Below are 24,355 nucleotides of genomic sequence, written 5' to 3'. Positions count from 1 at the left end.
AGTCATAATGAAAACCAGATATACATTTGGAGGCGACGAGCACGTATATGTCGAGATGGACGACGAAATGTCCCTCGACGCGTTCTTCAAGTCTCTTTCAATGAGCAATGCGGTGCGCGATGCCAACATTGAGGGCGTCACTGAAATCTGCCCAGCAAACGCGTCATTTCAAGTTCGCTTTGACCCGGACGTGATCTCGCCTGATGAGATCATGGCGAAGGTCAAAGAGTTGGAACACAAGGCCGAGTCTGCTGAAAAACGATTGACGACGCGGATCGTCGAGATTCCCGTGTTCTACAAAGATCCATGGACGCATGAAACACTGATGCGCTTTCGTGAACGCCACCAGGATCCAAATGGAACCGATCTCGACTACGCTGCCAAGATCAACGGTTTCGCGGACGCCGACGCGTTTATTGAGGCGCATCACTCACAGCCATGGTTTGTCTCAATGGTTGGTTTTGTTGCGGGCCTACCGTTTCTTTATCAGCTCGTCGAGCGCGACAAGCAGTTGCAGGTTCCGAAGTACCTGAGCCCGAGGACAGACACTCCAAAACAGACAATCGGCTATGGTGGGTGCTTCTCTTGCATCTACTCCGTGCGTGGCGCAGGTGGCTATCAGATGTTCGGGGTCACTCCGATGCCAATCTATGATCCGGAGCAGAAGGTCTCACACCTGAAAGACTTTATGGTGTTCTTCAAGCCCGGCGACATCGTGAAGTGGAAGCCGATCGATCGTGCTGAGTATGACGCAGTTGTCGCCGCAGTCGAAGACGGCACTTACGAGCCGCGGATCGCGGAGGTCGAATTCGATCTCGACGAGTTCAATGCCGACATGCGCGGCACCAATGCAAAGATGTTGGAGGCCCTCAATGACGCTTAAGATCAAAAACCCAGGTCTTGCGACCTCTATTCAGGACCTTGGCCGCATCGGCTACTTTCACCTCGGCATTCCGCTCGGTGGTGCAATGGATCGCTATGCGTTGCGTGCAGCTAATATGCTTGTTGGTAATGACGAAGGCTCTGCCTGTCTGGAAGCCGTTTTCATGGGCCCCGAAATCGAGTTCACCGAGACGGCGACCGTCGCTGTCACGGGCGCTCAATTGCCCATCAAGGTCGATGGCGAAGTTCAGGAAGCTTGGACATCCTTTGTCGTGAAGGCAGGTCAGACTCTCAGTTTTGATTTCCTTCAGGCCGGTGCGCGCATCTATATCGCAGTGAGCGGCGGAATTACGACACCAGAAGCACTGGGCAGCCGCTCGACCTATTCCATTGGGGCTCTTGGCGGCGTCGAAGGACGCGCGATCCAAGCTGGAGACGAACTGCCCACAGGCGGTTCAGAAGGACCTGGCGCCGGCCGTACGGTACCGGAATCTCTTCGTCGCAAGCCAGGTACTCCCGCCAGGTTGCGCGTTCTCCCCGGGCTTTACTGGCATCGCCTGACGGATGAAGCGGGTGCCGGGTTCTTCGAAGATGAATGGAAAGTTGCGCCTGAAGCGGATCGCATGGGCTATCGTTTCAAAGGCGGGCGCCCATTGGAATTCGTTGATCGCGAACAACCCTTCGGGGCGGGCGCAGATCCATCCAATATCGTGGATGGCTGTTATTCTTATGGATCCATTCAGGTGCCCGGTGGCACAGAGCCGATCGTGCTTCACCGAGATGCCGTTTCGGGTGGCGGGTACTTTACCCTTGGCGCGATCATTTCCGCAGACATGGACCTGATCGGCCAACTTCAGCCCCATACACCCGTGAAGTTCGAGAAGGTCGATATGACCCAATCACTGGCTGCCCGAAAGGACCGCAAAGATATGCTTGAAAAAATAAGAGAAGAGCTCGGCTAAGAGCCAGAAATCCAACCTGAAATCGCGAGAAATCGCCTCAGACTACCGTAACTGACAAGGAGATCAGAATAATGAAACTCGTCCTAAAGACAGCGCTCGCTCTGAGTGTTGCAATCCCAGCAACAGCCTTTGCCGAAGAAGCCTGGTTCCCCTATCCCGCACAAGAAGTCACTCCTGCGTTCTCCGCAGACGGCGAAACAAGCGCTGTGACTTACGAAGCGCTCGATGCTGCTGAAAAGGCATGGAACATCTGTGTGTCTTTCCCTCACATGAAAGATGCCTACTGGCTTGGCGTCGACTATGGCGTCACCGCTGAAGCTGAACGTCTCGGCGTTAATCTCAACGTTGTGGAAGCCGGTGGTTACACCGAACTGGCACGTCAAATCAGTCAGATCGAAGACTGCGTCTCCGGTGGTGCTGACGCGATCGTTGTTGGTGCAATCTCATTTGATGGCCTGAACAACGTTATCGGCGAAGTTGCTGCCCAAGGCATCCCTGTGATTGATGTCATCAACGGCGTTTCATCTGAAGACATTTCGGCGAAATCTTTGGTCTCTTTCCACACGATGGGATACCAGACTGGCGCTTACCTTGCCGAAAAACACCCAGCTGGCTCAGAACCTGTCCAGGTTGGCTGGTTCCCTGGTCCTGCTGGCGCAGGTTGGGTTGAAGGTGCCCACGCAGGGTTCATGGAAGCCGTAGAAGGCTCTGCTGTCGAGGTGCTTGAGCCACGCTTTGGTGACACAGGCAAAGAAACTCAGCTGCAGTTGGTTGAAGACGTTCTTCAAGCAAATCCTGAGGTTCGCTATTTGGCAGGTACCGCTGTTACTGCCGAAGCCGCTCAGGGTGTTATTCGCGAGCGCGGCCTGCAGGGCGAAGTTGATCTGCTGGCTTTCTACATGACGCCAGGTGTCTACACCGGCATCGAGCGCGGTTTCATTCTTGCAGCACCCGCAGACAGTATGGTGATCCAAGGCCGTGTTGCGATCGACCAAGCGGTTCGCATTCTGGAAGGAAAGGACTTCGTGCAGCACGTGGGTCCTGAAATTTTCGTAGTCGATCCAACCAACATTGGCGAAGTGGAGCGTACAAACATCCTTCCTCCGGATGGTTTCGCGCCCGTCTTCTCCGTGTCCAACTAACTACCTCCCTGTTGGACTTGCGGGCTGGTTTGGGCCTGTCCCTCCGGCCCGCATTTTTTGGAGATCAACATGACTGCACAAGCACTAATCGAAACCAAGGGACTAACAAAGCAGTACCCCGGAGTCCTTGCTCTCAACTCGGTCGATTTCGACCTGAAGTCTGGAGAGGTCCACGTCCTCTTCGGTGAGAATGGGGCGGGGAAATCGACTTTGATTTCCATGTTGGCAGGCGCGAATAACCCGTCGCAGGGAAGCGTCTTGCTAGACGGCAAAGAGGTGAGATTCGAAAGCGTTGCTGATGCCCAAGAGAAAGGTATCTACACCGTCTTCCAAGAATTCTCACTCATTCCAACGCTCACCGTTGCCCAGAATATTTTCCTTGGATGGGAGCCCATGCGTGGCCCCTTCATTGACCATAAGACCATGCGCAAGCGCGCCCACGACATGTTACTGGAACTTGGTTTCGATATCGACCCAAACGAGGTCACAGCACATTTGTCGCGCGCGCAACAGCAGATGGTCGAAATCACAAAGGCGTTCCACGGCGATTTGAAAGTCCTCATCCTTGATGAACCTACAGCCTCGCTGACTGACAAGGAGGTTGATCACCTGTTTGAGTTCGTAAAGGAGCTTAAGGAAAAAGGTGTGGGCATTGTCTACATCTCGCACCGAATTCAGGAATTTTCCCGCATCGCCAACCGCGTCACGGTATTGCGTGATGGAGGCAAAATCGGCACCGTCGATATGGTTGACACGGATGATGACGCGCTCGTCGAAATGATGACGGGGCGTGCGATCGATGAAATATACCCGAAGATTACCAAGGGATCTGGCGAGGTTCTTCTCTCTGTTGAGAACCTCAGAACGGTTGGGATCCATGATGCCACGTTTGACGTCCGGGCTGGCGAAGTTCTTGGGGTCGCGGGCCTCGTAGGGTCAGGTAAATCCCGCTTGTTCCGAACGGTAATGGGACTGACAACGCGAGTTGGTGGCAAGGTCACATTGAAAGGCGAGGATATCAGTCACGCTCCAACCCGTGATATCATTAAGAGCGGCATCTACTATCTTTCACCAGACCGAAAAGCAGAGGGCCTGGACCTGGCCAAAACGTCCAAAGACAACCTCGCGATTAATCTGGTTATGGGCGACAAGGTTGGCGGCGAAGGCCAATTGGTCAAATGGGCAGAGGTCAACTCGGAAGCCGTCACCATCTCTGACTACGTGGAACTGCATGAAGGTTATCGCAACAAGCCAGTCTCTCAACTGTCCGGCGGCAACCAGCAGAAGGTTCTGTTCGGGAAGTGTTTTGGCCAGAACGCGGATATCATCATCTTTGATGAGCCGACCGTAGGCGTCGATATGGGCACCCGTGCAGCGCTCTACCTGCTGATTAAGGAATTGGCGGAGTCTGGCAAAGCCGTAGTTGTGATCTCGTCCGACCTACCCGAGGTCATGAACCTCTCTCACCGAATGATTGTTCTGGCTCATGGCCATGTCTCCGCAGTGCTAAGCGGCGATGACATGACCGAAGAACAAGTTCTCAAATATTTCTTCGACGAAACCGGAGCAAAACAATGACCACAGAAGCAATAAAAAACGGGCCATTTGAGCCTATCCGTAAAGTGTTCCTCAAAGTCGGTGTCTTGCCGTTCTTTCTCGTCGGCGCATTGATCATCTTTACCGCGCTTTCAGATAAGTTTCTGAGCGTTCAGAACCTCGTAAATGTCGCGCGCCAATCAGTATATCTGGTCTTGGTGTCCATGGGGCAAATGCTGGTCCTGATTTCGGGCGGGTTTGACTTGTCAGTTGGCACTTCCATTGCCCTCACATCGGTCGTCTCCGCGCTTGGTATGGTTTGGTTTGCTGGGATTTTCCCCGATGCCATCTGGATCGCGATCCTGCTGGGTGCCTTCATGGGTTTTGCGGCAGCAATCGCGGTTGGTCTGGTTAACGGCGTTGGTGTTGCCTACTTTGAGGTTTCTCCCTTCATCATGACCTTGGGTGTATCGTCCGTTGGTGCTGGCCTGGCTCTATTCTTGACAGGTGGTGTGCCTGTCTCGGGTTTGCCTTTCGCATTCGGCGATACGTTTGGATTTGGTCGCCTGTTTGGAATTCCTGTCCCGGTGATCATCGCAGCAATCTGCATACTTGTGATGTGGTTGTTCATGTCTCGGACCCGCTTGGGAACCCAAGTGTATGCGGTTGGAGGCAACATCAAAGCTGCACATCTTTCTGCGATTGACACGAAGCGCACCCTGATGATGGCATACGTGATTTGCGCGCTCATTGCGTCGCTGACCGGTTTGCTGCTGACCGCGCGTGTCGAATCCGGTGAGGCCAATTTGGGGAGCTCGATTGCTCTGGAGTCTATTGCGGCTTGCGTCATCGCTGGCGTGTCCCTGCGGGGCGGGATTGGCCGAGTGGAAAACGTGGTTCTTGGCGCATTCTTTATCGTCCTTGTCCAGAACGGGATGAACCTCGCCCAAGTCAGCTCTTACATGCAGATGGTACTGCTGGGAGCGCTTTTGATCCTCGCGGTGATCTTCGATCAAATGCGCTACCGAATGATCCTAAGTGGCAGCTGATTGTTGCCCTCAAGAGAAAAGGGGGCCGGTAAACACCGGTCCCCTTTATTGTTCAAACTCAGAAAGGAGAACGTCAAACGGTTCGGAAAGCAGATGAGTCCAAACGCGCTAAAAGGTCGGCGGGGTGCAGGCACTTACAAGTACACAAGGCTCGGGTCCAACTTGTCGAAAACGATGTGGTCTCTTGCTGTCAAAGTAATAGGCGTCACCAGGCCCAAGTATCTTGCGTTGTTCATCAACCGTGATCTCGATGCGACCTGATATGACAATCCCGCCTTCTTCGCCTTCGTGCACGTACATCACACGCCCGGTGTCTGCTCCGACTGCATATGTTTCGTGAAGCATCATCATGGCACGCCCTAACAGGTCCTTTCCGACTTGTTTCAGCGACAAGCGGCCCTTGCCAATCTCGGGAAGATCTTCGGCAGCATAGAACGTTGTCTTCTCTAGCTCCGGTTCGAATTCGAAGAATTCAGAGAGGCTAATTGGGATGCCGTCAAGAACACGCCTCAGGGCTCCGACAGATGGGTTCGTCTTTCCAGACTCCATGAGGGAAATTGTGGAATTTGGCACGCCCGTCTTCTTTGCAAGTGCGCGTTGTGAAAGGCCCGCTCGCTCCCTGATTGCTCGGAGCCGGGCTCCAAGAATGAGATCCTCATGAGATGTGTTTGACATGTCCATAATACCCAAAAAGACTTCTCAATAGCATTATAAATCAATGCGTTACAAACTACAAGAAACAGGCTTTTGTAAAATTATGAACGCCTTAAGAAGGAAATTAAGCGGGCTTCGTGGCCCCGAGTCGAAAAGGAAATGACAATGTTGAACGCAGAAATCAGCACACGCAAAGATGAAGCAATCTCTCGCGGCGTGGGAATGCAGACTCAGATCTACGCAGATAGAGCAAAGAACTCGGAAGTTTGGGATGTAGAGGGGAACCGCTACATTGACTTTGCAGCCGGTATCGCGGTCGTGAACACAGGCCACTGCCATCCCAAAGTCATGGCAGCGGTTGAAAAGCAAATGGGCTCTTTCACGCACACTTGTCACCAGGTTCTCCCTTACGAGAATTACATCAGCCTGGCCGAACGCTTGAACGCGCGGGTCTCAGGTGACTTTGAAAAGAAGACCGTCTTTGTGACGACAGGTGCGGAAGCCGTAGAGAACGCGATCAAAGTCTCACGGGCCTATACAGGGCGTCCCGCCGTCATTGCGTTTGGCGGCGGCTTTCACGGCCGTACGTTCATGGGCATGAGTTTGACGGGCAAGGTCGCCCCTTACAAGCAAGGCTTTGGCGCAATGATGCCGGACGTCTACCATGTACCTTTCCCGATCGACCTGCATGGGGTCTCTACGAAAGACTCGATGGATGCGTTGAACAAACTGTTCAAAGCGGATCTTGACCCTGGTCGCGTCGCCGCCATCATTTTTGAACCTGTGCAAGGCGAAGGGGGCTTTTATCCCGCACCCGCTGAGCTCGTGCGTGAGGTCCGTGCGCTTTGCGACGAGCATGGCATTGTCATGATCGCAGACGAAATCCAGACCGGCTTTGCGCGCACAGGAAACTTGTTCGCCATGGATGGCTATGGCGTTGCACCTGATCTTACGACAATGGCAAAAGGCCTGGCTGGTGGTCTGCCGCTCGCGGCCGTCGTCGGGAAAGCTGAAATCATGGACGCAGCGGGGCCAGGCGGCCTTGGCGGAACCTATGGTGGTAATCCTTTGGGCATCGCCGCTGCGCATGCCGTTCTTGATGTGATTGAAGAAGAAGACCTTTGTGCACGCGCCAACGAATTGGGTTCTCGTCTTCGCCAGCGGCTTGAATCGATCCGCGCAACGGCTCCTGAGATCGTGGAAATTCGGGGTCCCGGCTTCATGGTAGCGGCTGAATTCAACACGCCAGATGGCGCCGCCCCTAGCCCTGAATTCACTCAAAAGGTGCGAGCCGAAGCTTTGAAGCGGAATCTGATCCTTCTGACTTGCGGTGTGCATGGCAATGTCATTCGTTTCCTTGCGCCGATCACCATCCAAGATGACGTATTCGCAGAAGCCCTCGACATTCTCGAAGAGTCCGTCGCTGCAGCGCAGGAGAACTAGAGATGTGGAACCTAAACGATCCATCGCTTCTGGAAACGCGCGCCTATATAAACGGTCACTGGGTAGAAACCGAAAAGACCTTTGCAGTTCGCAACCCTGCTAACGGCATAGAGATCGCAGAAGTCACTGACTTAGCCGTTGAGGATGTGAGCCTGGCAATCGACGGGGCCTACGACGCCCAGAAATCGTGGGCTGCGAAGACGGGCAAAGAGCGCGGAGTCATCTTGCGTAGTTGGCATGACTTGATGTTGGAGAACATCGATGATCTCGCCACTATTCTGACAGCCGAGATGGGAAAGCCGTTCGCCGAAGCCAAAGGCGAAATCATGTATGGCGCATCCTATATTGAGTGGTTCGCGGAAGAGGCGAAGCGGATCTATGGCGACGTTATCCCCGGTCACCAGCCTGACAAGCGTATTGTCGTGTTGAAGCAACCGGTCGGTGTGGTCGGATCCATCACGCCATGGAACTTCCCCAATGCGATGATCGCGCGGAAAGTTGCGCCCGCCCTGGCCGTTGGCTGCACCTTCGTGGCACGCCCGGCTGAACTAACACCACTTTCAGCCTTGGCGATGGCCGTACTGGGCGAGCGAGCGGGCATTCCTTGCGGCGTTTTCAGTGTCTTGCCGAGCAGTGACGCTTCGGGCGTCGGCAAAGAGATGTGTGCCAACACGAAAGTAGCCAAGATCACCTTTACGGGTTCTACACGCGTCGGAAAAATCCTCATGGAACAAGGTGCTGCAACCGTCAAGAAGGTGTCAATGGAGCTCGGTGGCAATGCACCGTTCATTGTATTTGACGATGCCGATGTCGATGCCGCAGTAGAAGGTGCGCTCATTGCGAAGTTCCGAAACGCAGGCCAAACGTGTGTCTGTGCGAACCGCATTTATGTGCAATCGGGTGTCTACAAGGAGTTCTCCGAGAAACTCGCTGAGCGCGTCGCTGCCTTTGGTGTAGGCGATGGTTTTGGAGAGGGTGTCACGATTGGCCCCCTCATCAATGACGCAGCACTCAAGAAGGTCGAGACTCATCTGTCAGATGCAGTTGCGAAAGGCGCGCAGGCAATCACCGGCGGTCAACGCCATACGTTGGGCGGAACCTTTTTCGAGCCAACTGTCGTAACGGGCGTCACGAAAGACATGCTGGTTCAGCATGAAGAGACCTTTGGCCCTGTTGCCCCTTTGTTTGAGTTCAAGACTGAAGACGAAGCAGTCGAATTGGCGAACGATACAGAATTCGGTCTTGCCGGATATTTCTACTCCAAGGACATCTCTCGCGTTTGGCGGGTCGCTGAGCGGCTGGAAACGGGCATGGTCGGCATCAACACCGGAATGATCTCTACCGAAGTCGCGCCCTTTGGAGGCGTGAAGCAATCGGGGCAGGGACGCGAGGGCTCCAAGTACGGGGCCGATGACTATCTCGAACTCAAATACATGTGCTTCGGCGAAATCAACTGAGGTTGGTCCTCAGCAGCAAAGGAAAATACAATGTCGGGCAGCAAAACATTCCTCCAAGACGTAAACCTCATGTTTCAGGAGGCAGCGGACCTTATCTCGATGGAAGAGGGGCTTGCCACCAAGATTAGTGTGGCGAACTCGACCTACATCACGCGCTTTGGTGTCAGATTGCGCGGTAAGATGCACACTTTTGAGGGGTGGCGGTCTGTTCACTCAAACCATCCAAGTCCGGCAAAGGGTGGCATCCGATACGCGTCCTACGCCAATCTAGATGAGGTGGAAGCACTCGCCGCATTGATGACTTACAAATGCGCGCTCATGGATATCCCTTTCGGAGGGTCGAAGGGGGCTCTTAAGGTCGATCCTCAGGAATGGACATCCGAGGAGCTTGAACGCATCACCCGCAGATTTACGCAGGAGCTCGTCCGCCATGAGTTTCTGACGCCCAGTCTCAACGTGCCAGCACCAGATGTTGGGACGAATGAAACGACAATGATGTGGATGGCTGACGAGTATCGACGGCTCAGGCCGACCGACATCAATGGGTCGGCTTGCGTGACCGGGAAGCCGCTTGCGGCGGGGGGTATTGAAGGGCGTATCGAAGCCACAGGCAGAGGCGTTCAATACTCCATCCAAGTGCTTTTTGAGACCGAGATTGATCGTGCCAAGACACAACTTCCCAAGACACTGGATGGTGCGACAGTCGTTGTGCAAGGTCTTGGAAACGTGGGATACCACGCAGCCAAGTTCTTATCTGAGGAAGACGGCTGCCGCATCGTGTCCGTCATCGAGCGAGATGGTGTCGTCAGAAACCCAGACGGTTTGAACATCGAGAAGCTTAAGCAACACATCGTTGATACAGGCGGTGTTCGAGGATTTACGGGCGGTGTTCATTCGCTTGATGCAACCGACGCCTTGGCTGACGAATGCGATATTCTCATTCCCGCGGCGCTGGAAGGGGTCATCACTGAAGAAAATGCTCCTTATTTGCGCACCAAGCTCATCGTCGAAGCGGCAAATGGGCCAATGACGTTCAAAGCCAATGATATCCTCCGCAAGCTTGGCGTTGTCATTATTCCTGATCTGTTTGCAAATGCTGGCGGCGTAACGGTCAGCTATTTTGAGTGGGTCAAAAACCTCACTCATATTCCTTTTGGCCTGATGGAGCGGCGGCGCGATGAGATGGGGCATCGTGTTCTTGCCCAATCGCTCGAGCGCATGACAGGCAGCCAGTTTCCAGAAGATGCCACGGGCGCATTCCTTCAAGGGGCCAGGGAAATCGATCTGGTTCGCTCGGGTTTGGATGACAAGATGCGCTCTGCCTATGCTGAGATGTCAAATCTCTGGAACACTGACGACACGATTCCAGACCTTCGAACTGCTGCCTATATGATTGCGGTCCGGCGCATTGCCGGCATCTACAAAGCATTGGGGATCTGATCGTTGGAAACGCAAATCCCCAGAATTGTGGTTGTCGGTGGTGGAGCAGGAGGGTTGAACCTTGTCACCCGGCTTAGCCGATCCTTGGGTCAAAAAGGACGGGCTGACATAACGCTCGTTGATGAGAACCTGTCTCACATTTGGAAACCTTCGCTACATGAGTTTGCGGCGGGAACCAAAGGTCCTGAAGAAGAGATCAGCTTCCTCGAACATTCCAATCGCAACGGTTACAAGTTTCGTTTGGGGCGTTTTGCGGGCGTTGACTACCAAGAACGTTGGGTGATGTTGGACCCGGTCTTGAGCGACGAAGACGTTGAGCTATCGCCAGCCAGAGCGGTTCCCTACGATATTCTGGTGCTCGCGATCGGAAGCCGATCCAACGATTTTGGCACGTCTGGTGTTTCAGAACACTGCTTGTTCTTGGACACGCCGACCGAGGCCAAACGGCTGCAATCAGCGATATTGAATCTGTGTCTCAGAATGGAAACAGGTGCGTTGGATGTCGACAATGATGCAATTCGCCTTGCCATTGTCGGTGGAGGTGCAACGGGCGTAGAGCTTGCTGCCGAGCTTCGCGAGGCGACGGAACAATTGGGGCGGAATGGCATCGACAAATTGCGCATTCCGGACTCGGTCGGCATTACGGTTATTGAGGGTTCTGAACGCCTTGTCGGTGCGTTGCCGGAAAGTATCTCGGAGAAGGTCTTACACGAACTAGAGACACTCAATGTCGATGTCCTTTTGGGGACGCGAGTGACCAAAGTATCTGAAAAAACCCTGAAGCTTGGCAACGGTGATTCACTAGACGCCGAGATTATCGTTTGGGCCGCTGGCATCCAAAGCAACAAGGCGCTCGCTTCAGCGGTAGACCTCGAAGTCGGCAGTCTTGGGAGGCTGCTCGTCGGGCCGACCCTGCAGACAACATGCGAAGACCGGATTTTCGCAATGGGTGATGCCGCGGATTGTTATTGGCCAGAGCAAGAGTGCTCACTCCCACCACGCGCACAAGTCGCTTCGCAACAAGCCGCATTTCTCGAAGCGCAAATCAAGCGCATGATTTCGGGCCGTGCCCTAACCGAGTTCAAATATACGGATCACGGATCTTTGGTCGCACTAAGCTCAAGCTCGGCGATTGGATCGTTAATGGGACGCGCGCTTGGGACAATGACCCTAAAAGGCTGGCTCGCACACCGCGCCTACAAGTACCTCCACTACCAGCATGAAGCAGCCGTGCAAGGGCACTTTCGAGCAACGGTCCGTACTTTCTTGTCGATGGCCATGCGTCGCGTACGCCCGCGACTAAAGCTGCACTGAGGTTGGCATGAAGATGCAACGCGTCACAAACCAACAAGATAGCCAGGCTGCGAACACGCTTCGCCTAGTCGATGTCAGTTATGATGTTGACGGCAGGACCATCTTGGATCGAGTTTCTTGCGAACTAACCGCCTCTCGGATTGGGGTCGTTGGGAGGAACGGATCGGGTAAATCCACGTTGGCCCGGCTACTGGCCGGTCTCGTTTCTCCAACAAGGGGTGAACTTCACGTTAACGGACTTGATCTTGCCAAAGATCGCAAGGCGGCTCTGGATGAAGTGGGCATTCTATTCCAGAATCCTGATCATCAAATTATTTTTCCGACTGTTGAAGAAGAGATCGCTTTCGGATTGAGACAACAGGGATATTCAAAGAACGAAGCCGCCAGGACCACGAGCGCAACGCTTTCGGATTTCGGGAAGTCGCATTGGTCCGAGGCCCACATCAGCGCTTTATCGCAAGGCCAAAAACACCTTGTTTGCATGATGGCCATCATAGCTATGAAGCCAAGATTGATCATCTTGGACGAACCCTTCACAGGGCTGGACATCCCAACTAAGGCGCAGCTCACGCGTTATCTCAGACGTTACCAAGGTGGGCTTTTGCATATTACCCATGACCCTTCCGATCTTTCGGGCTACGAGCAGATCGTTTGGCTTGAGGGAGGGACGGTAAGGTCGATTGGCGATGCCCGCAGCGTCATGACGGCGTACGAGATGGAAATGGCGAAGTTGGGAGGATTGGATGATATCTCTGACCTCACCCATTAGAACCAGAGCACATAACTGGCCAGCTGGCGCCAAGCTTCTTAGTCTCTGTGTCGCGACTGCTGTGCTTTTTGCCATCAAAGATGTGCCAGCTCAGGTCCTGGTCTTTGCGCTTGTTATAGCTCTCTATACTATTCCCGGTCGGGATTTCCTTGCTGCAGGCTTCAGGCAATTAAGGTTGTTGTGGCCTTTCGTCCTGATCGTCGGATTGTGGCATTTGTGGACTGGGGAATTTGCTCTCGGTGCATCCGTAGTATTGAGAATGCTCTCAGCGGTCGGGCTGGCGAATTTGGTCACGATGACCACGCGATTATCTGACATGATCGACGTCGTGAAGGCTGTTACTGTGCCACTACGCTGGTTCGGGCTGAGCTCACGCGTCCTGGAGTTCGCCATCGCATTGGTAATCCGGCTCACGCCGGTTCTGGTCGAAAGAGGCGGGCAACTGTCTCAGTCCTGGAAAGCACGATCACGTAAAGCGCCAAACTGGCGCATCATCTTACCTTTCACCGTACTTGCGCTTGATGACGCAGATTATGTCGCAGAAGCTCTGCGTGCTCGCGGTGGATTCAACACCAAAGAGGATACCTGACATGGAAAAAACCGTAGCCCTCATTGCTCTCTTTGCAGCACTGATTGCAGCCTTGGGCTTGATCCCAAAGGTCACACTTGCCTTCGGCGTTCCTGTTACTGCCCAAAGTCTTGGCGTCATGCTCTGCGGTACAATTCTTGGATCAAAGCGTGGCGCGCTCGCGACACTACTCTTCCTATTGCTCGTCGCAATTGGCTTGCCTCTGCTATCGGGTGGCCGGGGCGGTCTCGGCCTCTTTGTCTCCCCATCGGCCGGGTTCCTGATCGGCTGGCCCGTCGCCGCATTCTTCACAGGTCTTATCGTCGAAAAATGGCGCAGCGCTTCTCTCGCTGTAGTCGGCGGCGTAGCCTCCATCATCGGGGGTATCATTGTCATGTATGTCTTCGGGATCATTGGGATGTCGATTACGCTTGAGAAATCTCTGACCGAGGCGACGGCGCTTGTGACGGCGTTCATTCCTGGGGACATCATCAAGGCTGTGATTGCGGGGATGCTGACGGCCGCATTGGCGAAAGCGCGACCTGCGAGTGTTCTGTCACGCTATGAACCGGCCGATGCTGTCTGATTTCGCGGACATACTGGCCCAACGCCGTTCAATCCGAGCCTACACCAGCGATCGGGTTGAACGGGCAACGTTGGAGAGGATTTGCTTGGCTGCACGGCGTGCTCCCAGCGGTGCAAATTTGCAGCCGCGAAATTTCCACGTCCTTACAGAGACTGCTCTGGAAGGCCTGATTGCACGTCTGACGGCTGCCCAGCAGACCGGTGAGCCGATCAGCGAAGACTAATCTTACTTTGCCGAAAAGATGTCGCAGGATCTAAAAGAACGACAGCGGCGTGCAGGATATGCACTTTACGAAGCTCTTGGGATTCAACGTCGCGATACAGAGGGACGGCGCAAGCAATTTGCCAGGAACTATGCCTTCTTCGGGGCTCACCTCTTGGCCTGTCGAACCACCTCTTCAAATCTGGCGTTGCCCAATGGGCGCATCGTATGAACTCGACAGATCCCTTGATCCCAAGAGACAGATGTACGACGTCTATTTCTACGGGCCGTCCGCCCTGCCCCAAAGCCTCCCTGAAGCACAGGCACAATTCAATTTCGTGGCACTTCCAGCCGTCTTTCGACTGTCTGAACCGCAACGCGACGCTCCCGGAAGGCCTAGGCACTTTATCACTGAAAGCTGTGATAGCACTGCCATAGCAATTAGCGGCCGCTGAGTCTTAGCAGGCTTGGTCAAACGTTTGGCAGAGAAATTGAAACTGCTTCGTGCGCTTTGGTCGATGCCAGGATAGGCGGAAACAAGCAACGCGTGCAAATTGGTTGAGGGGGACTGTAAGGGGGACTAAAGAGCCAGACAATTAGTTAATATATTGATAAATAACAAATATTTAGATTTAATTGGTGCCCAGGAGAGGACTCGAACCTCCACACCGTTGCCAGTACTAGCACCTGAAGCTAGCGCGTCTACCATTCCGCCACCTGGGCAGGTTGCGTGAGCGCTGATCTAGGGGGATGTTGGGGGGGTGTCAATCGGATTTTAGCAGAAAAATCACCGTTCCCGCATTTGGTCGCATCCATCCTGCGCACTTCTGCCTTGTCCGGCGGCAGGCAGGGGGGTACATCACTGTGTAAGAATAGACGTACAGGAGCATTATCATGTCCAAGCTGGTTACGATTTATGGCGGTTCCGGGTTTGTCGGGCGTTACATCGCGCGGCGGATGGCCAAAGCGGGCTGGCGTGTGCGTGTGGCTGTGCGGCGCCCGAACGAGGCGTTGTTTGTCAAACCTTACGGCGTGGTTGGTCAGGTAGAGCCGATCCTGTGCAACATCCGCGATGACAATTCTGTCCGGGCTGCAATGGTGGGTGCGGATGCGGTTGTAAACTGCGTTGGTATTCTGGCCGAAAGCGGCAAGAACTCGTTTGATGCGGTGCAGGTAGAAGGCGCAACGCGCGTGGCGCGGCTGGCGGCTGATGAAGGTATCGCGCGGATGGTGCAGATTTCTGCAATTGGTGCAGATGCGGATTCAGACAGCGAATACGCCCAGACCAAAGCGGGCGGCGAGGCTGGTGTGCTTGAGCATATGCCCGGTGCTGTGATCTTGCGTCCTTCCATTGTTTTTGGGCCCGAGGATGAGTTCTTTAACCGCTTTGCTGGCATGACACGGTTTAGCCCTGTGCTGCCGCTGGTGAATGCGGATGCCAAGTTTCAGCCAGTCTATGTGGATGATGTGGCCCATGCCGCAGAGCTGGCCCTGACCGGAAAGGCAGAGGCTGGCGTTTACGAATTGGGCGGGCCGGATACCGAAAGCTTCCGCGAATTGATGCAGCGGATGTTGGGCGTTATCGGGCGTCGTCGCTTGATCCTGAACATGCCAAACTGGATGGCGCGTCTGACGGCCTTTGGGTTTGATATGATGCAGGCAATGACCTTTGGATTGATCAGCAATGGCGTTCTGACCCGCGATCAGGTCAAGAACCTGCAAAACGACAATGTCGTGGCACAAGACGCGCAGGGATTCGACAGCTTGGGGATCGGCCCGGTGTCGATGGTTTCGATCCTGCCAGATTATTTGTGGCGGTTCCGGCCTTCCGGCCAATATGACGCAATCAAGGATTCGGCACAGAACCTGCGCCGCGGCTGATGGACAGCTCGACAACGCTGGTTGCAGCTTTTCTGGGGCTTGTTGAGGGGCTGACGGAGTTTATTCCGGTCTCCTCAACGGGGCATTTGCTGCTGGCCGGGCATTTTCTTGGGTTTGAGAGCGCGGGCAAAACATTCGAAGTGGTGATCCAGCTGGGCGCGGTTCTGGCGATTCTGACGCTCTATGCTGGTCGGCTGTGGTCTGTCTTTTCCACTGCGCCGCATGATCCGCAATCGCGCCGTTTCATTCTGTCAGTTTTGATTGCGTTTTTGCCCGCCGTTTTCATTGGCGTGCTTGCCCATGATTTCATCAAAACGGTTCTGTTTGAGACGCCGATGTTGATCGCAATCATGCTGATCCTTGGCGGTTTTATCCTGCTGGTCGTGGACCGCATCGCGCCGGAGCCTGTGCATGATGACGCGATGCGCTTTCCCATTCCGATGGCCCTCGCGGTCGGGTTTATCCAATGTCTTGCGATGATCCCCGGCGTATCTCGATCCGGGGCAACTATTGTTGGGGCGCTGATGATGGGCAGCAGCAAACGCGCGGCGGCGGAGTTTTCGTTTTTTCTATCGATGCCGACGATGGCAGGTGCCTTTGCCTATGATCTCTACAAAAATCGCGATGTTTTGGATGCCTCTGCGATGGGTGAAATCGCTGTAGGTTTTGCTATGGCCTTTGTCAGTGCGGTATTGGTCGTGCGGTGGCTGCTCGGGTACGTGAGCAAGCATGGATATGCACTTTTTGGTTGGTGGCGAATCATTGTTGGAACGGCTGCCGTAGCCGGGCTTTTGACCCTTGGTTGACACATAGGTCCGGATCGGATCTAAAATCAGGCAGAAAACTGTTCCGCCAACTCGGTCAGATAGAATTAACTTGAATGTAGGTCAGTAATACTGACTTTTATTTCCTTTCATCCTGTAATATCCCACAGCTTCGGTGGATTGAATGAAAGGGCGCGGTCATGGCCAAGCAACCTATGCTGAAATTTGTAAGCGTTGAACGGGATATGCCAGAGAAACGGCCCCCGGATTTGCGGCGCACGGATTTTCAAGAGATCTACGCCGAATATGCGGATGCGAAAGCCAAGGAGCAATCCAGCCGCTGTAGCCAATGTGGCGTGCCCTATTGCCAAAGCCATTGTCCGCTACACAACAACATTCCCGATTGGCTGCGCCTGACCGCCGAAGGGCGTCTGCAAGAGGCCTATGAGGTCTCGCAAGCCACCAATACCTTCCCCGAGATCTGCGGACGCATCTGCCCACAGGACCGTCTGTGCGAAGGCAATTGTGTGATTGAACAATCCGGCCACGGCACCGTGACCATTGGGTCGGTCGAGAAATATATCACAGACACCGCATGGGAGAACGGTTGGGTGCAACCGATCACGCCCAAGGCGGAGCGTACCGAAAGCGTTGGCATCATTGGCGCGGGGCCCGGCGGCCTTGCAGCGGCAGATGTGTTGCGCCGGGCGGGTGTGCAGGTGACGATCTATGATCGCTATGACCGCGCGGGTGGGTTGCTGACCTACGGCATTCCGGGGTTCAAACTGGAGAAAGACGTGGTCATGCGGCGCAATGATCAGCTGGCCGAGGGCGGTGTCACATTTGAGCTGAACTGCGATGTGGGTCGCGACATCAGCTTTGCCGATATTCGGGCCAAACATGACGCAGTGATCATTGCAACTGGCGTATACAAAACCCGCGAAATTCAGGCCCCCGGTGTGGGCGGCCTGGGCGTGGAGCGGGCAATTGATTTTCTGACCGCCAGCAACCGCAAAAGCTTTGGCGATACAGTTGAAGAATTCGAAAGCGGGCGTTTGAACGCTGAAGGCAAGCGCGTGGTTGTGATCGGTGGCGGTGACACTGCGATGGATTGCGTACGGACGTCGATCCGCCAAGGCGCGACCAGCGTGAAATGTCTTTATCGCCGTGACCGGACAAACATGCCGGGCAGCCAGCGCGAAGTGGCAAACGCCGAAGAAGAAGGCGTGATCTTTGAGTGGCTTTCCGCGCCCAAAGGGTTTGTGGGTGATCCCGTTACGGGCGTCATGGTGCAGAAAATGCGTCTCGGCGCACCTGATGCCACCGGGCGTCAGGCCCCTGAGGTGATCGAAGGCGCCGACTATATCGAGGAGGCCGATCTGGTGATTACCGCCCTTGGGTTCGAGCCAGAAGACCTGCCGACCCTCTGGAATGAGCCTGATTTGCCGGTAAACCGCTGGGGCACTGTCAAAGCGGACTATATCACCGGCGCAACGGCCCTTGATGGCGTTTATGCGGTGGGTGATATCGTACGCGGCGCATCCTTGGTGGTTTGGGCGATCAAGGACGGGCGCGATTGCGCTGAGGCGATTCTTGCCCGGCTTGGCGACGCTGCCGCGATTGCGGCTGAATAACCATGGATGAGGTTCAACACCTTTCAGGGCAATGCCTGTGCGGCGCGGTCAAGATCACCGCAACGGCCAGCAATCCGATCCTGCGGGCCTGCCATTGTGATATGTGCCGGCAGCATACCTCGGGCATGTTCATGTCGATCTCTGCTGATCCGGATAGCATTTCGGTGGAGGGCCCCGCCAAGAGCTTTCGGTCATCAGAATGGGCTGAACGCGGCTTTTGCCCCGAATGCGGTTCAACGCTTTGGTACGGAACGGTCCATGACGGGGTCAAAAACCTCTCTGCCGGGCTGTTCAAGGGGGCCGCTGACGCCCCGATGAAGCTTGAATTTTTCACCGACAATTGCCCGCAGGGATATGCCCTTGCCGGAACCCACAAGAAACTATCGACACAAGACACAATTGCGCTGTTTGCGCCGCAAGAAGGAGAAGCCTGATGACCAAATATGATGATGCATGGGTGGCCCGCGAAGAAGCAAAACGCGCGATGATGGCGGAGCAGGGACTGTATAGCCCTGAGGAAGAGCATTCATCCTGCGGTGTTGGCCTTGTAGTGAACATTGACGGTAAAAAGACCCGTGATGTGGTGCTGAACGGGATCAAAGCGCTCAAGGCGATCTGGCACCGCGGCGCGGTGGATGCGGATGGCAAAACCGGCGATGGCGCGGGCATCCACGTTCAGATCCCGGTTCCGTTTTTCTATGATCAGGTGCGCCGTACCGGCCACACACCCCGCGAGGACGAGATGATCGCGGTTGGTCAGGTCTTTCTGCCACGTACCGATTTTGGCGCTCAGGAAACATGCCGAACCATCGTCGAGACCGAAGTGCTGCGCATGGGGTACTACATCTATGGCTGGCGCCATGTGCCTGTCGATGTCTCTGTTCTGGGTGACAAGGCCAATGCGACCCGTCCGGAGATCGAACAGATCCTGATTTCTAATGCCAAGGGTGTCGATGAGGAGACCTTTGAACGTGAACTTTATGTAATCCGCCGCCGCATTGAAAAAGCAGCGAACGCGGCGCATGTGCCAACGCTCTATCTTGCGTCGCTGTCATGCCGGTCGATTATCTACAAAGGCATGATGTTGGCCGAGCAGGTGGCGGAATTCTATCCGGACCTCAAAGATGACCGTTTCGTGAGCGCCTTTGCGATCTATCACCAGCGTTATTCCACCAATACTTTCCCGCAGTGGTGGCTTGCGCAACCCTTCCGCATGTTGGCGCACAATGGTGAGATCAACACACTGCGTGGCAACCTAAACTGGATGAAATCGCATGAGATCCGCATGGCATCGAATGCCTTTGGCGACATGGCCGAAGATATCAAACCGATTGTGCCTGCCGGATCGTCGGATTCTGCTGCATTAGACTCTGTCTTTGAGGCATTGGTGCGTGCGGGCCGGAATGCACCCATGGCAAAAACCATGCTGGTGCCCGAAAGCTGGTCCAAGCAGGCGGTTGAACTGCCGCAGGCGTGGCGCGACATGTATTCTTACTGCAACTCCGTGATGGAGCCGTGGGATGGCCCCGCTGCATTGGCGATGACCGATGGCCGCTGGGTGTGTGCCGGTCTTGACCGGAACGGGCTGCGGCCGATGCGGTATGTGGTGACTGCGGACGGGATGCTGATCGCGGGCTCTGAGGCAGGTATGGTGCCGCTGGACGAGGCCAATGTGTCTTTCAAAGGGGCGCTTGGCCCCGGCCAAATCATCGCTGTCGATATGGCAGATGGCAAACTCTATCACGACACTGAAATCAAAGATCAACTGGCGGCATCACAGCCATTTGGTGATTGGGTCGGCAAAATTGTTGAGTTGGACACGCCCCTGTCCAAGGTTACAGAAGCACCGTTATTTTCTGGAAATGAACTGCGCCGCCGTCAGGTAGCTGCGGGATATTCCATCGAAGATCTGGAACAGATCCTCGCGCCGATGGCAGAGGATGGCAAAGAGACGCTGGCGTCGATGGGTGATGACACGCCATCGGCGGTGCTGTCGAAACAGTATCGTCCGCTCAGCCACTTCTTCCGCCAGAACTTTAGTCAGGTGACCAACCCGCCCATCGACAGCCTGCGTGAATTCCGGGTGATGAGTCTGAAAACACGGTTTGGCAACCTCAAGAACGTGCTCGACGAAGACAGCAGCCAAACAGAGATTTTGGTGCTGGACAGCCCGTTTGTCGGCAATGCGCAATTTGATGAATTGTTCAGCCACTTCAACGCGGATGTGGTGACAATTGATTGTACGTTTGAACCGGGCGGCAGCAATCTGAGTGCTGGTTTGGCCCGTATTAGAGACGAAGCAGAAGACGCCGTGCGTTCGGGCGCCGGGCATCTGGTGCTGACGGATCAGGCCAGTGACGAAAACCGCGCCGCAATGCCGATGATTCTCGCCACCAGCGCGGTGCACAGCCATCTGACCCGCAAGGGTTTGCGCACTTTCACCTCGTTGAACGTGCGGTCTGCGGAATGCGTTGATCCACATTATTTCGCGGTTCTGATTGGCTGTGGTGCGACCGTGGTCAACGCATATCTGGCGGAGGATTCACTCGCCGACCGGATCGAACGTGGCTTGCTCGATGTGTCTCTAACACAGGCGATTGGCCGCTATCGCGAGGCGATTGATCAGGGTCTGCTCAAGATCATGGCTAAGATGGGAATCTCTGTGATTTCCTCCTATCGCGGCGGTCTCAACTTCGAAGCGGTCGGCCTGTCCCGTGCCATGTGCGCCGAATACTTCCCCGGTATGACCAGCCGTATCAGCGGCATTGGTGTGACCGGCATTCAACGCAAGGCCGAGGCGGTTCACGCCAAAGGCTGGCAAGGCGATGGCGTTGTTCTGCCCATCGGCGGTTTCTACAAAGCGCGCAAATCCGGCGAGACCCACGCATGGGAAGCGTCCTCGATGCACTTGCTGCAAATGGCCTGCAATAGAGCCTCATATGAAATGTGGAAGCAGTACTCTGCCAAGATGCAGAGCAACCCACCGATCCACCTGCGCGATCTGCTGGATATCAAACCTCTCGGTACGCCGATTGGGCTCGAAGAGGTGGAAAGCATCACCTCGATCCGCAAACGATTTGTTACACCGGGGATGAGCCTTGGCGCGTTGTCGCCAGAGGCGCACAAGACCCTCAACGTGGCGATGAACCGTATCGGCGCCAAGTCCGATTCCGGCGAAGGTGGCGAAGATCCGGCGCATTTTGTGCCAGAGCCAAACGGCGACAACCCAAGTGCCAAGATCAAACAGGTGGCCTCTGGTCGCTTTGGCGTGACCGCTGAGTATCTGAACCAATGCGAAGAGTTGGAGATCAAGGTCGCACAGGGTGCCAAGCCCGGTGAGGGTGGTCAGTTGCCCGGTATGAAGGTGACAGATCTGATCGCGCGACTGCGCCATTCGACCAAAGGTGTGACGCTGATCTCGCCACCGCCGCACCACGACATCTATTCTATCGAAGATCTGGCGCAGCTGATTTACGATCTCAAACAGATCAACCCGCGCTGTAAAGTGACGGTCAAATTGGTCGCTTCCTCCGGTGTTGGTACAATTGCCGCCGGTGTTGCCAAGGCCAAGGCGGACATCATTCTGATCTCGGGCCACAATGGCGGCACAGGTGCGTCTCCTGCGACCTCAATCAAATATGCGGGGTTGCCGTGGGAAATGGGCCTTACGGAGGCGCATCAGGTTCTGTCCATGAACAACCTGCGGGATCGTGTGACCCTGCGGACGGATGGCGGCCTGCGCACTGGACGTGACATCGTGATGGCCGCGATGCTGGGCGCCGAGGAATACGGGATCGGCACCGCCGCTTTGATCGCCATGGGCTGTATCATGGTGCGTCAGTGTCAGAGCAACACCTGCCCAGTGGGTGTTTGTACCCAGGATGAAGCGCTGCGGGACAAGTTCACCGGTAATGCCGACAAGGTCGTGAACCTGATCACTTTCTACGCCAGCGAAGTGCGCGAGATTTTGGCGAGCATCGGTGCGCGATCCCTGGATGATGTGATCGGTCGGGCGGACTTGCTCACTCAGGTCAGCCGCGGTTCGGCACATCTGGATGATCTGGACCTGAACCCGCTGTTGATCACTGTCGATGGTGCGCACAACAACGTCTATGACCGTGACAAGCCGCGCAATGCGGTTCTGGATACGCTTGACGCGCAGATCGTGCGTGACGCCGCGCGGTTCCTGGAAGATGGCGAGAAGATGCAATTGAGCTATGCGGTTCAGAACACCCACCGGACTGTTGGCACCCGCATCTCAAGCCACATTGTCCGCAAATTTGGGATGAACAATTCCCTGCAACGTGATCACCTGACGGTCAAACTGACCGGGTCGGCCGGGCAGTCCCTTGGCGCCTTTGCTGCGCCGGGTCTCAAGCTTGAAGTGTCGGGTGATGCCAATGACTACGTCGGCAAGGGTCTGTCTGGCGGTACCATCGTTGTGCGCCCGCCAATGGCCAGCCCGGTCGTGGCGGCCGAGAATACGATCATCGGCAATACCGTGCTTTATGGCGCGACCGCGGGGTATCTGTTCGCGGCGGGCCGTGCGGGTGAGCGGTTTGGTGTGCGCAACTCTGGGGCCAAGGTGGTCATTGAGGGCTGCGGCAGCAACGGATGTGAGTATATGACAGGCGGTGTAGCAGTTATTCTGGGTGAGGTTGGTGCCAACTTTGCCGCCGGGATGACCGGCGGTATGGCCTATCTTTATGATCCCGACGGGCAGGCACTGGCCCTGATGAACCGCGAAACAATCGTGGTTGGACCGGTGTCTGTGGACCATTGGCAAGTGATTCTCGAAGAGCTGCTGGAGCAGCATCTTGCAGAGACAGGAAGCCGAAAAGCCGCAGAAATTCTTCAGCATTGGGAAACCGAGCGCCACAATTTCATTCAGGTCTGCCCCAAGGAAATGCTGCCTCATCTGCCCGCGCCACTGGGGTATGAAGATGCTGCAATGCCAGCAGAATAAGGGATTTTCGGCAAATACGACCCCTACGTGAAGTCTTTGAATTTTGCGTAGGGGTGATCAAAAAAACCGCCTTTTCTCGAACATTTTTTGACACATTTGACTAAACTTTTGACGTAATTCGAACCGGATTGAAGCGCAGAGTCTCGATTGTAACGCAATCAGGATCTCGCTATGCCGACGTCTTACAAAGATCAGTTCTATACAATCGACCCGGGCAACCCGCCTGCGTCAGGTACTGCTGTATCATTCACCCGTCAGACATTTACGGACGCCAACGACGATGGATTGATCCAGCCAAACGTTGGTGACACCTTTGAAGGCACACAAGTCACCTCCGTCTGGCAGAACGATTCTGTGACGATCAATGTTCCCGGTGTGGGCAACGTGACCTACACAGGCACGACCTTTTACTTGGCAGGGGGGCTGCCTGCGGTTTTCACCCCGACAGATGGGCAAGTTCTACAAAACGGGACGTTTGTCAGCTCGACCTATGTTACCAGCAGCACGCAGATGCCGGTGGCCAACACGGGGCCAACCTGTTTTACTCCCGGCACGATGATCCAGACGCCAGATGGTGACCGTTTGATCGAGGGTTTGAAGGTTGGTGATCTGGTCAATACCGCCGATCACGGCGCACAGCCGATCCGTTACATTCTGCGCGGAACGTTCCGGGCCGCAGGTGACGTTGCGCCAATCCGATTTTCTGCTGGCTCTATCGGCAATGATGCCCCGCTGACCGTTTCACCCCAGCACCGGATGTTGATCACCGGTTGGCAGGCGGAGATGTTCTTTGGCGTTGATGAGGTGCTTGTCGCGGCCAAACATCTGGTCAACGGAGATACGATCCGGCAGGTCACTGGCGGCATGGTGGAATACATCCATCTGGTGTTTGATCAGCACGAGCTGGTCTTTGGTCAGGGTGTTCCATCAGAAAGCTTCTTTCCCGGTCATGTGAGAGACATGGAAGATCAAGCCGCACGAGACGAGCTGTTGATGTTGTTCCCTGATGCAGCGGATTTGACCACTGAAGACATGCAGACGGCACGTTGTGTCTTGCGCGGGCGTGATGCGCAGATCCTGCAAGGGCATCCGCATCTGCTGCAATAG

The 24,355-nt window shown here is 55.1% G+C and carries 20 protein-coding genes and 1 tRNA gene; 19 read left to right on the top strand and 2 right to left on the bottom strand.

Annotation, left to right across the window (positions count from 1 at the left end):
• Window positions 1-7: 7 nt before the first annotated feature.
• The 5 genes from C8N31_RS02185 (at window position 8) to C8N31_RS02165 (ending at window position 5,571) form a co-directional block, all read left to right on the top strand.
• Window positions 8-883 (top strand): 5-oxoprolinase subunit B family protein, encoded by an 876-nt coding sequence (locus tag C8N31_RS02185; RefSeq protein WP_025047309.1) that lies wholly within the window; start codon window positions 8-10, stop codon window positions 881-883.
• Window positions 873-1,844: a 5-oxoprolinase subunit C family protein gene (locus C8N31_RS02180; protein ID WP_025047308.1), complete on the top strand. Its 972-nt coding sequence runs from the start codon at window positions 873-875 to the stop codon at window positions 1,842-1,844. Before C8N31_RS02185 ends, C8N31_RS02180 begins: the two co-directional genes overlap by 11 nt.
• A 71-nt stretch (window positions 1,845-1,915) precedes the next feature.
• Window positions 1,916-2,986: a TMAO reductase system periplasmic protein TorT gene (gene torT / locus C8N31_RS02175; protein WP_025047307.1), complete on the top strand. Its 1,071-nt coding sequence runs from the start codon at window positions 1,916-1,918 to the stop codon at window positions 2,984-2,986.
• A 69-nt stretch (window positions 2,987-3,055) separates the two neighbouring features.
• Window positions 3,056-4,564 carry a sugar ABC transporter ATP-binding protein gene (locus C8N31_RS02170; RefSeq protein WP_025047306.1) on the top strand — a complete coding sequence of 503 codons (1,509 nt, stop codon included), beginning with the start codon at window positions 3,056-3,058 and terminating at the stop codon, window positions 4,562-4,564.
• A complete protein-coding gene (locus C8N31_RS02165; protein WP_025047305.1) occupies window positions 4,561-5,571 on the top strand; it encodes an ABC transporter permease in 1,011 nt (336 codons plus the stop codon). The genes C8N31_RS02170 and C8N31_RS02165 overlap by 4 nt, the downstream gene beginning before the upstream one ends.
• A 108-nt stretch (window positions 5,572-5,679) precedes the next feature.
• Here the strand turns inward: C8N31_RS02165 and C8N31_RS02160 are convergent, their stop codons facing one another.
• Complete coding sequence (locus C8N31_RS02160) at window positions 5,680-6,246, bottom strand: cupin domain-containing protein (RefSeq protein ID WP_025047304.1); 567 nt, start codon at window positions 6,244-6,246, stop codon at window positions 5,680-5,682.
• A gap of 144 nt (window positions 6,247-6,390) precedes the next feature.
• Between C8N31_RS02160 and C8N31_RS02155 the strand changes: the two genes are divergently transcribed.
• The 8 genes from C8N31_RS02155 to C8N31_RS20510 are packed head-to-tail and all read left to right on the top strand — an operon-like array spanning window position 6,391 to window position 14,025.
• Entirely contained in the window at window positions 6,391-7,668 is a 1,278-nt protein-coding gene (locus C8N31_RS02155; RefSeq protein WP_025047303.1) for a 4-aminobutyrate--2-oxoglutarate transaminase, read from the top strand.
• Window positions 7,669-7,670: 2 nt separating this feature from the next.
• Window positions 7,671-9,125: an NAD-dependent succinate-semialdehyde dehydrogenase gene (locus C8N31_RS02150; protein ID WP_025047302.1), complete on the top strand. Its 1,455-nt coding sequence runs from the start codon at window positions 7,671-7,673 to the stop codon at window positions 9,123-9,125.
• Window positions 9,126-9,155: 30 nt separating this feature from the next.
• Entirely contained in the window at window positions 9,156-10,565 is a 1,410-nt protein-coding gene (locus C8N31_RS02145) for a Glu/Leu/Phe/Val family dehydrogenase (RefSeq protein ID WP_025047301.1), read from the top strand.
• Window positions 10,566-10,568: 3 nt separating this feature from the next.
• Window positions 10,569-11,879, top strand: coding sequence for an NAD(P)/FAD-dependent oxidoreductase (locus C8N31_RS02140; RefSeq protein WP_025047300.1), 1,311 nt, complete (start codon window positions 10,569-10,571; stop codon window positions 11,877-11,879).
• Window positions 11,880-11,886: 7 nt separating this feature from the next.
• A complete protein-coding gene (locus tag C8N31_RS02135; protein WP_025047299.1) occupies window positions 11,887-12,648 on the top strand; it encodes an energy-coupling factor ABC transporter ATP-binding protein in 762 nt (253 codons plus the stop codon).
• Entirely contained in the window at window positions 12,623-13,237 is a 615-nt protein-coding gene (locus tag C8N31_RS02130; RefSeq protein WP_025047298.1) for an energy-coupling factor transporter transmembrane component T family protein, read from the top strand. Before C8N31_RS02135 ends, C8N31_RS02130 begins: the two co-directional genes overlap by 26 nt.
• A 1-nt stretch (window position 13,238) precedes the next feature.
• Window positions 13,239-13,802, top strand: a complete 564-nt coding sequence (locus C8N31_RS02125) for a biotin transporter BioY (protein ID WP_025047297.1) — start codon at window positions 13,239-13,241, stop codon at window positions 13,800-13,802.
• The gene (locus C8N31_RS20510; protein WP_338063660.1) at window positions 13,780-14,025 is read left to right on the top strand and encodes a nitroreductase family protein; all 246 of its coding nucleotides are present in this window, start codon (window positions 13,780-13,782) and stop codon (window positions 14,023-14,025) included. The genes C8N31_RS02125 and C8N31_RS20510 overlap by 23 nt, the downstream gene beginning before the upstream one ends.
• Window positions 14,026-14,640: 615 nt before the next feature.
• Here the strand turns inward: C8N31_RS20510 and C8N31_RS02110 are convergent.
• A tRNA-Leu gene (locus C8N31_RS02110) sits at window positions 14,641-14,726 on the bottom strand.
• Between the two features lie 171 nt (window positions 14,727-14,897).
• Between C8N31_RS02110 and C8N31_RS02105 the strand changes: the two genes are divergently transcribed.
• The 6 genes from C8N31_RS02105 (at window position 14,898) to C8N31_RS02080 (ending at window position 24,355) form a co-directional block, all read left to right on the top strand.
• Complete coding sequence (locus tag C8N31_RS02105) at window positions 14,898-15,884, top strand: complex I NDUFA9 subunit family protein (RefSeq protein WP_025047295.1); 987 nt, start codon at window positions 14,898-14,900, stop codon at window positions 15,882-15,884.
• Entirely contained in the window at window positions 15,884-16,690 is an 807-nt protein-coding gene (locus C8N31_RS02100) for an undecaprenyl-diphosphate phosphatase (RefSeq protein WP_025047294.1), read from the top strand. The genes C8N31_RS02105 and C8N31_RS02100 overlap by 1 nt, the downstream gene beginning before the upstream one ends.
• A 158-nt stretch (window positions 16,691-16,848) precedes the next feature.
• Complete coding sequence (locus C8N31_RS02095) at window positions 16,849-18,282, top strand: NAD(P)-dependent oxidoreductase (RefSeq protein ID WP_025047293.1); 1,434 nt, start codon at window positions 16,849-16,851, stop codon at window positions 18,280-18,282.
• Between the two features lie 2 nt (window positions 18,283-18,284).
• On the top strand, window positions 18,285-18,716 hold the full coding sequence (locus tag C8N31_RS02090) for a GFA family protein (protein ID WP_025047292.1): 432 nt from the start codon (window positions 18,285-18,287) through the stop codon (window positions 18,714-18,716).
• Window positions 18,716-23,248, top strand: a complete 4,533-nt coding sequence (gene gltB / locus C8N31_RS02085; protein ID WP_025047291.1) for a glutamate synthase large subunit — start codon at window positions 18,716-18,718, stop codon at window positions 23,246-23,248. Before C8N31_RS02090 ends, gltB begins: the two co-directional genes overlap by 1 nt.
• Before the next feature lie 171 nt (window positions 23,249-23,419).
• Window positions 23,420-24,355: a Hint domain-containing protein gene (locus C8N31_RS02080; RefSeq protein WP_025047290.1), complete on the top strand. Its 936-nt coding sequence runs from the start codon at window positions 23,420-23,422 to the stop codon at window positions 24,353-24,355.

Origin of the sequence: Sulfitobacter mediterraneus (assembly GCF_003054325.1) — a bacterium.
Taxonomy (GTDB): domain Bacteria; phylum Pseudomonadota; class Alphaproteobacteria; order Rhodobacterales; family Rhodobacteraceae; genus Sulfitobacter; species Sulfitobacter mediterraneus.
The sequence above is the reverse complement of the archived record's forward strand: the minus strand, read 5'-3'. Positions and strand labels throughout refer to the sequence as shown.

What these genes read in the sequence shown, in the direction of transcription:
- C8N31_RS02160 (WP_025047304.1), bottom strand. Translation starts at nt 6,246, where the DNA reads ATGTCAAACACATCTCATGAGGATCTCATTCTTGGAGCCCGGCTCCGA.
- torT (WP_025047307.1), top strand. Translation starts at nt 1,916, where the DNA reads ATGAAACTCGTCCTAAAGACAGCGCTCGCTCTGAGTGTTGCAATCCCA.
- C8N31_RS20510 (WP_338063660.1), top strand. Translation starts at nt 13,780, where the DNA reads ATGAACCGGCCGATGCTGTCTGATTTCGCGGACATACTGGCCCAACGC.
- C8N31_RS02100 (WP_025047294.1), top strand. Translation starts at nt 15,884, where the DNA reads ATGGACAGCTCGACAACGCTGGTTGCAGCTTTTCTGGGGCTTGTTGAG.
- C8N31_RS02155 (WP_025047303.1), top strand. Translation starts at nt 6,391, where the DNA reads ATGTTGAACGCAGAAATCAGCACACGCAAAGATGAAGCAATCTCTCGC.
- C8N31_RS02125 (WP_025047297.1), top strand. Translation starts at nt 13,239, where the DNA reads ATGGAAAAAACCGTAGCCCTCATTGCTCTCTTTGCAGCACTGATTGCA.
- C8N31_RS02180 (WP_025047308.1), top strand. Translation starts at nt 873, where the DNA reads ATGACGCTTAAGATCAAAAACCCAGGTCTTGCGACCTCTATTCAGGAC.
- C8N31_RS02145 (WP_025047301.1), top strand. Translation starts at nt 9,156, where the DNA reads ATGTCGGGCAGCAAAACATTCCTCCAAGACGTAAACCTCATGTTTCAG.
- C8N31_RS02170 (WP_025047306.1), top strand. Translation starts at nt 3,056, where the DNA reads ATGACTGCACAAGCACTAATCGAAACCAAGGGACTAACAAAGCAGTAC.
- C8N31_RS02105 (WP_025047295.1), top strand. Translation starts at nt 14,898, where the DNA reads ATGTCCAAGCTGGTTACGATTTATGGCGGTTCCGGGTTTGTCGGGCGT.
- C8N31_RS02090 (WP_025047292.1), top strand. Translation starts at nt 18,285, where the DNA reads ATGGATGAGGTTCAACACCTTTCAGGGCAATGCCTGTGCGGCGCGGTC.
- C8N31_RS02135 (WP_025047299.1), top strand. Translation starts at nt 11,887, where the DNA reads ATGAAGATGCAACGCGTCACAAACCAACAAGATAGCCAGGCTGCGAAC.
- gltB (WP_025047291.1), top strand. Translation starts at nt 18,716, where the DNA reads ATGACCAAATATGATGATGCATGGGTGGCCCGCGAAGAAGCAAAACGC.
- C8N31_RS02095 (WP_025047293.1), top strand. Translation starts at nt 16,849, where the DNA reads ATGGCCAAGCAACCTATGCTGAAATTTGTAAGCGTTGAACGGGATATG.
- C8N31_RS02130 (WP_025047298.1), top strand. Translation starts at nt 12,623, where the DNA reads ATGATATCTCTGACCTCACCCATTAGAACCAGAGCACATAACTGGCCA.
- C8N31_RS02165 (WP_025047305.1), top strand. Translation starts at nt 4,561, where the DNA reads ATGACCACAGAAGCAATAAAAAACGGGCCATTTGAGCCTATCCGTAAA.
- C8N31_RS02185 (WP_025047309.1), top strand. Translation starts at nt 8, where the DNA reads ATGAAAACCAGATATACATTTGGAGGCGACGAGCACGTATATGTCGAG.
- C8N31_RS02150 (WP_025047302.1), top strand. Translation starts at nt 7,671, where the DNA reads ATGTGGAACCTAAACGATCCATCGCTTCTGGAAACGCGCGCCTATATA.
- C8N31_RS02080 (WP_025047290.1), top strand. Translation starts at nt 23,420, where the DNA reads ATGCCGACGTCTTACAAAGATCAGTTCTATACAATCGACCCGGGCAAC.